Genomic DNA, 8604 nt, shown 5'->3' on the forward strand with positions numbered 1-8604 from the left:
ACCATGACTCAAGAAACTCCGCCACGTACCGGGATCGGTGTCCGTAAGGACTACCACGCCCTCAACGCACAGCTGAACCTGTTCGCCCTGGATGGGTCGATTCAGTTCGACAAAGACCAGGAAGCTGCGGCGGAGTATTTGAGGCAGCACGTCACACCGAACACGAAATCTTTCGGATCAGTGCATGACCGCCTGAACTGGCTCGTCAAACACGACTATTACGAGCCGGAGTTTCTGGCCGCATACACGCCAGAGTTCATCAGTGGGCTGTACGAGCACGCGTATGGCGTAGGCCACCGATTCCACACATTCTTGGGGGCGTTTAAGTTCTTCACGTCCTATGCGCTGAAAACTTTCGACGGCACCACCTACCTGGAAGGCTTCGAGGAGCGCGTCGTCGCCACCGCACTCTACCTCGGGCAAGGAGACACGAAACTCGCGACCAGCCTCGTCGATGAGATGCTTTTGGGCCGTTTCCAGCCAGCGACGCCAACGTTTTTAAACGCAGGCAAAGCGCAGCGCGGTGAACTCGTTTCCTGCTTCCTGCTGCGCCTGGAAGACAACCTGGAATCCATCGGCCGCAGCGTGAACTCCGCCCTGCAATTGTCCAAACGCGGCGGCGGGGTCGCCCTGCTGCTGACGAATCTGCGTGAGACCGGTGCACCGATCAAGAAGATCGAGAATCAAGCCTCCGGCGTCGTCCCGGTGATGAAGATCCTCGAAGACAGCTTCAGCTACGCCAACCAACTCGGTGCCCGCCAGGGCGCGGGAGCGGTATACCTCCACGCGCACCACCCCGACATCATGGGGTTCCTCGACACCAAACGGGAAAACGCAGACGAGAAGATCCGCATCAAGACCCTCTCCCTCGGTGTCGTCATTCCCGATGTGACCTTCCAGCTCGCGAAGGAAAACCGGGACATGCACCTGTTCAGCCCGTACGACGTGGAACGCGAATACGGCAAACCCCTCTCCGACCTCTCGGTGAGTGAACATTATGACGACTTGGTCGGGAACCCGCGGATCCGGAAGACCACGATTAGTGCGCGCGAGTTCTTCAAAACCCTCGCCGAGCTGCAGTTCGAATCTGGATATCCATATGTGCTGTTCGAAGACACCGTCAACGCTGCGAACCCGCTCGAAGGCTGGATCAACATGTCGAACCTGTGCAGCGAGATCCTCCAGGTGAACACCCCCTCCCATTACGACGCCGCCATCGGATACGAGAACGTGGGCCGGGATATTTCTTGCAACCTTGGCTCGCTCAACATCGCGCAGGCGTTCGCCTCGCCTGATTTCGGACAGACCGTGGAGACGGCGGTGCGGGCACTCACGAGCGTGTCGGAACAGACCGACGTGGACGCGGTGCCATCAGTAGCTGCCGGAAACGCTGCATCGCACGCGATCGGGCTCGGACAAATGAACCTCCACGGCTTTCTTGCCTCCCAGCGCATCCGGTACGGCAGCGAGGAGGGCATCGACTTCACCGACCTGTACTTCCTCACCGTCACCTACCACGCCCTGCGCGCCTCGAACAGGATCGCGATCGAACGCGGCAAAACCTTCACAGGCTTCGACACCTCGGCGTATGCCGACGGCTCCTACTTCGACAAGTACACCGACCGTGATTGGCAGCCCGCTACCCAGCGGGTCCGCGACCTCTTCACCGATGCCGACGTCGCAATCCCGAGCCGTGCTGACTGGCAGGAACTGCGGGAGTCGGTCATGGCGCACGGGATTTACAACGCCTATTTGCAAGCTGTCCCACCGACCGGCTCAATCTCATATGTGAACCACTCGACCGCCTCGATCCATCCGATCGCAGCGAAGATTGAGATCCGCAAAGAAGGCAAACTCGGGCGTGTCTACTACCCGGCCCCGCACATGACCAACGAGAACCTGGAGTTCTTCGAAGACGCCTACGAGATCGGCTACGAAAAGATCATCGACACCTACGCCGCCGCGACCCGCCACGTGGACCAAGGGTTGAGCTTGACGTTGTTCTTCCGCGATACCGCCACCACCCGCGACATCAACAAGGCCCAGATCTATGCCTGGCGGGCCGGGATCAAGACGCTCTACTACATCCGGCTGCGCCAGCCAGCTCTCGAAGGCACCGAGATCGAGAACTGTGTCTCCTGCGCCCTCTAATCACCTTACCCACCCCGATTTGTATCAAGGATTCCCTATGACTCTCCTCGACCTCACCCGTCCGATCACCGAGATCTCCGTCACCCCGCCCGGGTTCCGGCACGACCCCGCCGCTCGCCTGCGACCCATCAACTGGAACCGCATCGGTGACGACAAAGACCTGGAAGTGTGGAACCGGCTCACTGCGAACTTCTGGCTCCCCGAGAAAGTGCCGCTCTCGAACGACCTGCCTGCCTGGCAGACCCTGACCCCCGAAGAGCGCACCCTCACAATGCGCGTGTTTACCGGGCTCACCATGCTCGACACCGTGCAGGCCACCGTCGGTGAGATCTGCCAGATCCAAGACGCCCGCACCGAGCACGAAGAAGCCGTCTACACAAACATCGCATTCATGCAGGCCGTGCACGCACGCTCCTACTCCAGCGTGTTCTCCACCCTCACCAGCACCCCAGAAATTGACGACGCCTACCGGTGGGCCGTCGGCAACGACCTCCTCCAAGAACGATCAAAACGAGTCCTGGTGCACTACTACGGTGATGATCCGCTCAAACGAAAAGTAGCCTCCACCCTGCTGTCGTCCCTGCTGCTCTACGCCGGGTTCTACCTGCCGTTGCACTTCTCTGTCCACGCGACCCTCACCAACACCGCAGATATGATCCGGCTGATCCTCCGCGACAAAGCCGTGCACGGCTACTACTCCGGATACAAGTACCAACGCGGCCTCGAGACCCACTCGGCAGCCGAACAGGAACACATGCGCGAGTTCACCTACGCACTGTTGGAAGAACTCTACGAACTGGAACTCGAATACTCGGGTGACCTTTATGAACCGCTCGGACTCATGGACGACGTGGCGGTGTTCGTGCGCTACAACGCGAACAAGGCGCTCATGAACCTCGGCTACCCGGCCCGCTTCACCCCTGAAGAGACCGAGGTCAACCCCGAGATCCTTGCTGCCCTCTCACCCGGCTCAGCCGAGAACCACGACTTCTTCTCCGGCTCGGGTTCCTCGTACATCATCGGAAAAGCCGAAGACACCAGCGACGACGACTGGGACTTCTGACACACAAAATCACCCACCCTGCACTCACACATTCACTGAAAGATATAGCGTAACCCGAAACATTTCCATCCTTGTCGGCAGTCTTCGCCGAGGCTCCTACGCCCGCACGATCGCTTACAACCTCATCGACCATTTCCCTAGAATTACGACGATCCCGACGGGACCGGCACCCCGTGTTTTTGGGCTGTCGCTGACACGAGTCAGCTCCGCGCGTGCATGAGCTTGGAATACGACCGATCAGTTGCTGGTCGCCGTTGTGAGTACGTCGGTGCTGCTCGTCAGATTCCCCGGCCCCGTGATCGCGCCGGGCAGGACAGTGGCAGGGACATGAGCGCTCGACTTTGGGGGTGGTACCTGCGATGTCCTGGCCTTTGTGTCCTTCTGCCTGCGAGCGTCAGACCCAGCTGGTGCCGACGAACTGTCGGCGATCGCGCAGTCGATCGGCTAGCTGCTTTCGGTAACTGGGCCGGTGCTGGTCGGTGTGCTGCGCTCCGCCCCCTCCACTTGGATGCCCGATTGTGGCGTGACGGGCCGTGATGCGCTGTGTTGGCTTGGGGTGGGCAGCGAGATTTCTCGCCACTTGTTGCAAGTACTCGGACGATGCATCGTCCGGTTGGCCCGGTGACGTACGACTGCGTTAAAGTCATCGTCGTCCGGGACGGCAGCGCAGTGTTATTCAGCGAATTCGGGCAACGGTTCGTCACGGTCGGTGACGTGGTGGTGCTGGGCGCGAATGTGCTCTGTGGCAGTGAACCGGAAGGTCATATCACCACTACCACGATCTACCTCGACACTGACTATGTGATTGATCAGGTGTTCTGGCAGCACGCCTGGCTGCTCCGTGACCGTCTGGATGCGCAGCGGTTCACCGAAGCTCTCTACAGCGAGCCCTCGCAAGTGCTTCGGCTTGGAGAAGACCGTACTGGCATGTTGATGCCGTGGCTGGATGAACTCGTTGCGTGCAGTATCGACGGCGGATTCGCACATCATTTTCACCGCATGCAGGCACTGTGGTTTTCGATCGCTGACGTGGTCAGTCCGTTCCTGAAAGTCACGCCGTTTCGGCAAAGCCGCACGCAGCGCGCTCACTCCCGCCCAACGCTACCAAGGTGCCGACGGTTCGCACCGGCCAGGGACGAAGCCCACCAAACCCGTGCGACGCTGGCCAGTGATATCACTGCGAACTGGACGCTGGATGTCTTGTCGGCTCGGGTGCATCTGTCCCCGAAGCAACTCTCGCGAGTGTTCACCGAGGCCTACGGTAAGACGCCGTTGGCGTATTTGACGATGCTGCGCGTTGAGGAGATGGCGCACCTGCTGCGTGAAACTCACTTGACGATCGACGCGGCTGCCCGCCGGGTTGGTTGGGCGAGCCGCAGTCGTGCCAACGAGGCATTCCAACAATGTGTGGGTATGACGCCGAGCAAATATCGCCGGATGCACACCACCGAGAAGTGACCGGGAACAGGACATCTCCGGTGTCCTTCGGGACGTCTTCTTCGACACCGCAGCCTGGTGCTGGTGTTTGGCTGGTAGGACGGTAGGGACTGTTGGGTTCAGTGTTGTTCCTGGCGGTCGTCCCGTACTTTGACTTCCGCTCGTGGCTCATGTGTTCCCGGCGTACCTGGTAGTCGCAGGCCCTACTCAAAGCAGTGGCTGGTGACTACAGGTTTCTGGGAGAGGCGGACGCGATGGCGAAGAAGTGGGAGGAAGCACGAGTAGCGCGTGAAGCGAAGCTCGATGGTTTGCAGGAGCGGTTGATCAGCGCGGTTGATGGCCTCGTGACTGGTGAGGATTGGCAGCGCGCGATGACTTTCGCAGCGCGGTTTCGATCGCGGTCGTTCAACAACACATTGCTGATCTGGTCCCAGCATCTCGACGCATTCGAGTCCGGTCGCGTACCGGTTGCGGAGCCATCGTATGTGGCGGGGTTCCGGCAGTGGCAAACTCTGGGCCGTCAGGTGGACAAGGGCCAGTCGGGGTACATGATCTTCGCCCCGGTCACCGCTCGGTTTGCTTCGGCAAAACCGGGAAATGCGGCGTCGTGGCGCAGGCTGCAACGCGGTGAGAAACCGCGAGCGGGTGAGGTCGCCCGTTCGAAGATCATCGGGGTGAAACCCGCTTACGTGTGGGATGTCTCGCAAACCTCAGGCGATCCGATTCCCGAACGCCCGATGCCGGTGCTGTTGGAGGGCAAAGCCCCCACTGGGCTCTGGGACGGCCTCGCCGCCCAGATTGAGGCGCACGGATTCACCGTGGTGCAGGTGCCGCATGAGTGCATGATCCACGGCGCGAACGGGGTCACCGACTACGGTGCGAATACGGTCGCGGTGCGGGAAAACATGTCACCTGCGGCGCAGGTGAAAACGCTCACGCATGAGCTGGCACATGTGATGCTCCACGGACCGAATAATCCTGATGCGTCTGGACATCGCGGGATTGGTGAGGTGGAGGCCGAATCTGTTGCACTCATGGTGGGTGCTGCGCATGGAATGGACACCACTGGTTACACGATCCCGTACGTGACCGGTTGGGCCAGCACCGTGAAGGACTCATCCCCGGTCGAGGTCGTACAGGCTGCCGGTGAACGGGTACGGAAGGCCGCGACAGAGATTCTCGATCAGCTCGACACGACACAGGTCGGGGCTGGTGACCCGCCCGGCCTGGTGCGGGATACATCGCGACGCGAAGCGCGTCAGCGATTGGCCCCTCAGCCATTGCCTGAGCCGTCACCGCCCTCGGCTGTAGGTAGACGTGAACCGGTGAGGGGGCTGTGACATGGCGACCGTATTCAATGCTCTGGCCCGCATTCAGCACCTACCACTGCTGGATGCTGCGCGGTTGCTCGCGTCGGCCGGGGTGCCGGTGTTTCCATGCGTACCGGGTGAAAAACGCCCTCTGACCAGGCGTGGCTTCCATGACGCGACCACCGATCTGAACCAAGTGTCGGCGTGGTGGGATCGGTGGCCGAGCGCGAATCTCGCGATCCCCACCGGTCCCGCCTCGGGCATCGAGGTCGTAGACGTCGATATCAGTTCAAGCGGTTCTGGGTTCCCTGCGTTCCAGCGTGCACGCCGCGAAGGAATCGTGCACGGGTGGGCGGCGCTGGTGCGCACCCCGTCGGGCGGGTTGCACGTCTATTTCCCCTCCGGTACCTCGCGGGAGCAGCCTTCGTGGCAGGCACCCACGGCACAGATCGATTTTCGTGGCACCGGCGGCTACATCCTCGCCCCGCCGTCACAGGTGCGCCAGCCCGATGGTCACTTGAGACCGTACGAGTTGCAAAGCACCGGCTTGATAGAACCTTCGCCGGTGGATGCGTCTCGCCTGCGGAACTTCCTTGACCCACGCCCCTCACCTACCCACCAAGACCAGATGACACCGCGTCGGGGTCCTGATGTGCAGCGTCTCGGCCGATGGGTTGCAGCCCTGGGTGAAGGTGAACGGAACCAAGGCTTGTTCTGGGCAGCGTGCCGCCTCGCCGAAAACAACACCGCCGTTGGTGACACCCTCGCAGTTCTGGGACCTGCGGCGGCACACGCCGGACTGAGGCCACGAGAGATCACCACCACGATCCGCTCCGCATACCGCACCACCGACCCCGCTCATCGTGAGCCGGCAGGCAACGAACCGGCACCGCGTCGTTCTCCACCGCAGCAGGCTCTGGGCCGGGTGGTTGCATGACGACCCCGGTGTTACAGCGGCGTGGTGGACGGCTCGCGGTGAGCACCGCCGTGACAGGAACCGTGTTGATCGCCCTTGGCGCGTTCTGGTTGTCGTTCACCGCACTGGCAGACCTCGCGCGTAGGTCTGGGATTAGTGAAGGTCAGGCGTGGGCGTGGCCGGTGATCGTGGACGGCATTATCGTCGTCGCCACCGTCTCCGTCGTTGCTTTGGCTGGTCACCGTGCGGCCTGGTATCCGTGGATGCTGCTGGCCGCAGGTGCGCTCGTATCGGTGACGGCGAATGCGCTGCACGCCGTCATTGCCGCCGATGCCGACGTACCAGGGCTACTGGCCGCCGCTGTTGCCGCAGTGCCGCCACTGGTGCTCCTTGCGATCACGCATCTGACCGTCATCCTCACGCGCCCGATCGCCCCGAACAATTTCCCGTCCACGGCTGCGACCACTCCGGTACTCCTCGACAAAGCAGATATTGATGGCGACCAGGAGGTGCCGCGTGGCTTCCGGATTCCGACTCGCATAGTGCTGCGACGCCTCCGTTCACTGATGAGGCCTCGGCCATCAGCCCCGATCGGGGTGAGCTGGACCGGCGTGCGGTTGCTGCTGGGCTGCGCGGGCAGGGCTGGTCAAACAAGCGCATCGCCACACATTTCGGGGTGCACCCCTCGACCGTGGGGCGCTGGCTGCCCCAATCGCTTTCCATCACGAATGAACAGGAGACATCACCATGAATACCAAGCAACCCCCTCACGTCACTCATGAGCCCGAGTCCCCGCAAACCACACCGCGCGCGACAGCACCCAGCGCAGCTGAGGGGTCGCCCCATGAGGACGTGTCGGAGCTGGCCCGCCGAACTGATCCCTCCCTGAAGAGCAGAACGGTCACGGCGCGTGGTGTGGATCGGTTCGATCCACGTAGCGTCGCCTGGGTGCGCCTGTCCGACGCGTTGTCGGCATCGACTGCGCAGCTGGCGGGGCGTGGGATCAGTTTTGAGGCGGAACTGCACCGCCGGATCAGACGATTCCCGGTGCAGACCGTCGCAGCGTCACGAACGGCGATCTCGAACCGTGTCAGCAAGCTTCCACCGTTATCGGCGTTCGGTCGCCCCCGTCCCCACGGAGTGTCGGCACCGCAGCGGTCGGGTGTGGGGATGGCCCGGTGATGCGTTATGACGAGCACCGCAATCGTGCTGGCCCCGGATCGGTGGGAGGTGGTGCGCACCTCTCTAGCAGGAGGTGCCACCATCATGACTACAACCGCAGCGGCACATATCGATTTCACGACCGGAGAAGGCCTGCGCAGCCTTCTCACACGAATCCACGACGCAGGTAGGACCGCCTGGCGCAGTGACAGTGATGTTCCTGCGCTCATGGACTACACCGCCACCAAATACGCACCCCTTGCCAGGAAGCACGGCCTCGATGCGTGGGAGGCAGCCTCGGCGGCATTCGACGTGATGCGCACCCCCTCAATTCTGCGGGCGAACGATCCGTGGGGTGTGGTCACGCGGGCGGTGCAGATCACCTGCATTGCCGAAGCCCGCGCGAACGGGATGCTCTGCTCCACGCACCAGGCTCGCCGCCCGCAGTTTTCGGTGTTTCATGGCTCATCGTAAAAATGCGTGTAGTTGGGTTCGGAATCCGCCGGTGTCGAGCAGTGCTCTGGTGATGTAGTGGGTGAGGTTTCTGAAGCCCAGGGCGGTGCCGC

The 8604-nt window shown here is 61.8% G+C and carries 5 protein-coding genes and 2 pseudogenes; all 7 read left to right on the forward strand.

Going from position 1 to position 8604, the window contains the following annotated elements:
• Positions 1-3 precede the first annotated feature (3 nt).
• The gene (nrdE, locus tag ACFFFR_RS05040) at positions 4-2151 is read left to right on the forward strand and encodes a class 1b ribonucleoside-diphosphate reductase subunit alpha (RefSeq protein WP_446686095.1); all 2148 of its coding nucleotides are present in this window, start codon (positions 4-6) and stop codon (positions 2149-2151) included.
• 37 nt (positions 2152-2188) lie between these two features.
• Positions 2189-3214, forward strand: coding sequence for a class 1b ribonucleoside-diphosphate reductase subunit beta (gene nrdF / locus ACFFFR_RS05045; protein ID WP_377458429.1), 1026 nt, complete (start codon positions 2189-2191; stop codon positions 3212-3214).
• 600 nt (positions 3215-3814) lie between these two features.
• Positions 3815-4672, forward strand: coding sequence for a helix-turn-helix transcriptional regulator (locus ACFFFR_RS05050; RefSeq protein WP_377458430.1), 858 nt, complete (start codon positions 3815-3817; stop codon positions 4670-4672).
• Between the two features lie 233 nt (positions 4673-4905).
• Positions 4906-5991, forward strand: coding sequence for an ArdC-like ssDNA-binding domain-containing protein (locus ACFFFR_RS05055; RefSeq protein ID WP_377458431.1), 1086 nt, complete (start codon positions 4906-4908; stop codon positions 5989-5991).
• A 1-nt stretch (position 5992) separates the two neighbouring features.
• A complete protein-coding gene (locus tag ACFFFR_RS05060) occupies positions 5993-6898 on the forward strand; it encodes a bifunctional DNA primase/polymerase (protein WP_377458432.1) in 906 nt (301 codons plus the stop codon).
• Positions 6895-7628: pseudogene (locus ACFFFR_RS05065) on the forward strand (DUF2637 domain-containing protein). The gene ACFFFR_RS05060 and the pseudogene ACFFFR_RS05065 overlap by 4 nt, the downstream one beginning before the upstream one ends.
• A gap of 515 nt (positions 7629-8143) precedes the next feature.
• Positions 8144-8500: pseudogene (locus tag ACFFFR_RS05070) on the forward strand (hypothetical protein); the annotation flags it as partial.
• Positions 8501-8604: the final 104 nt, after the last annotated feature.

The sequence above is a fragment of the Micrococcoides hystricis genome (assembly GCF_042434215.1).
Classification (GTDB): Bacteria; Actinomycetota; Actinomycetes; order Actinomycetales; family Micrococcaceae; genus Micrococcoides; species Micrococcoides hystricis.

What these genes read in the sequence shown, in the direction of transcription:
- ACFFFR_RS05060 (WP_377458432.1), top strand. Translation starts at nt 5,993, where the DNA reads ATGGCGACCGTATTCAATGCTCTGGCCCGCATTCAGCACCTACCACTG.
- ACFFFR_RS05055 (WP_377458431.1), top strand. Translation starts at nt 4,906, where the DNA reads ATGGCGAAGAAGTGGGAGGAAGCACGAGTAGCGCGTGAAGCGAAGCTC.
- nrdE (WP_446686095.1), top strand. Translation starts at nt 4, where the DNA reads ATGACTCAAGAAACTCCGCCACGTACCGGGATCGGTGTCCGTAAGGAC.
- nrdF (WP_377458429.1), top strand. Translation starts at nt 2,189, where the DNA reads ATGACTCTCCTCGACCTCACCCGTCCGATCACCGAGATCTCCGTCACC.
- ACFFFR_RS05050 (WP_377458430.1), top strand. Translation starts at nt 3,815, where the DNA reads ATGCATCGTCCGGTTGGCCCGGTGACGTACGACTGCGTTAAAGTCATC.